This window comes from Rhizobacter sp. P1_G5 (genome assembly GCF_056405435.1).
Genome location: NZ_JBFUCB010000955.1, coordinates 1 through 1498, shown reverse-complemented (window position 1 = coordinate 1498; position 1498 = coordinate 1). Strand labels below are relative to the sequence as shown.

At 71.8% G+C, this 1498-nt stretch carries 2 protein-coding genes; both read right to left on the bottom strand.

The genetic code is table 11. The features are described from left to right. Positions 1-100 precede the first annotated feature (100 nt). The gene (locus tag AC1D12_RS33075) at positions 101-487 is read right to left on the bottom strand and encodes a hypothetical protein (RefSeq protein WP_477825068.1); all 387 of its coding nucleotides are present in this window, start codon (positions 485-487) and stop codon (positions 101-103) included. 75 nt (positions 488-562) lie between these two features. Continuing rightward, the coding region (locus AC1D12_RS33070; RefSeq protein WP_477845343.1) for a hybrid sensor histidine kinase/response regulator at positions 563-1498 on the bottom strand (936 nt) is incomplete at its 5' end.

The window sequence follows — 1498 nt, the reverse complement described above, 5'->3', positions numbered from 1 at the left end:
CCCCAGGCTAGGGCCGTGGCCCGGTGGTGCCTATCGGGCAAAAGAGGCAATCCGTGTAGGACTTCGGGGAAGTGCCGTGCAGGCGTCCCGGCAGCCCGCGTCAGCCGAGCCCGTAGCGGGACCACCAGCCGAGCTGCCGGTTCATCCCCGCGGGCAGCGTGATGCGCAGCTGCTCGTGCCCGCTGCGCTGCGTGACGTAGGCGATGAAGTCGCCGATCAGGTCCGGGGGCAGCTGGCGCACCGCGGCACGGTCGCAGCGTGACAGGTCGAGGTGTCCGTCGAGCGTGTCGAGCCAGCGGCGCAGCGCGTACACGACGCTGTCGGCATCGGGCACGTGGCGAACGAACTCCTCGTCCAGCCGGTGCAGCAGGCGCTCCTTCGGCGTGCGCGGCGCGGACGCTCGGCCTGCAGGGCGTTCGCGCGGGCCGCGGCCGTCCCACAGCGAACGCCACCAGGTGATCCACAGGTAATCGCGCCAGCCGCTCATGCGCGCTTGAGTAACCGCCGGGCGCGGACGGTTCCATGGCCAGCGGAGTTTTTTCGTCCGTCCCCCGGGTCTGCGTCAGCCGGTTTCCTGCCGATCGGCGTCGCTGCGCTGGCGCAGCCACTGGTCGATGCATTTCTGCAGCGCCACCGGATCGGCCGGTTTCACGAAATGGTGGTCGAAGCCGGCCGCTTCGGCCCGCCGGCGGTCTTCCTGCTGGCCGTAGCCGGTCAGCGCGAGCAGCAGCGCGCTGCGCGTGCCGTCCATCGTGCGCAGGCGCAGGGCGACCTCGTAGCCGTCGAGGATCGGCAGCCCGATGTCGAGCACCACCACCTCGGGGCCGAAGCTCTCGGCCACCGCCAGCGCCTCGCGGCCGTCGGCGGCGGTGCGAACCTCGTGGCCGCCCAGTGCGAGCAGGTCGGCCACGCTGTGCGCCGCGTCATGGTTGTCGTCGACCACCAGCACGCGTGCCGGCTGTGGCGCCCCGGGCTCGTGCACGGCGCTGCCGGCCTCGCCGGAGCGCACCAGCCCGATGCAGGGCAGCCGCAGCGTGAACACCGCGCCGCGGCCGATGCCGTCGCTCGTCGCCTCCAGGCTGCCGCCGTGCATCTGCGCGAGGCGCTGCGCGAGCGTCAGCCCGACGCCCAGCCCGCCCTGGGCCCGGTCCAGCGTGCGCGAGCCCTGCGTGAACAGGTCGAAGATGCGCGGCAGCAGCTGCGCATCGATGCCGATGCCCTGGTCGCGCACGTGGATCACCGCGCCCTGCTCGGTGGTGCTGGCCTCGAGCGAGATGCGCGTGCCCTTCTCGCTGTACTTCGATGCGTTGTTCAGCAGGTTCGACACGATCTGCGCGAGCCGCGCGAAATCGCCGTGCAGCCACATCGGCTCGGCCAGCGGCAGCACCTGCAGCCGCTGCTCGCGGGCGTCGATCAGCGGCTGCGCGGTCTCGACGCTCTGCGTGATCACCGCGTTCAGGTCGACCTTCTCGCGGCTCAGCACGATCTTGCCCTGGCT

Bases quoted from the DNA above. Each gene is read 5' to 3' on its own strand.
- AC1D12_RS33075 (WP_477825068.1), bottom strand. From the start codon at position 487: ATGAGCGGCTGGCGCGATTACCTGTGGATCACCTGGTGGCGTTCGCTG.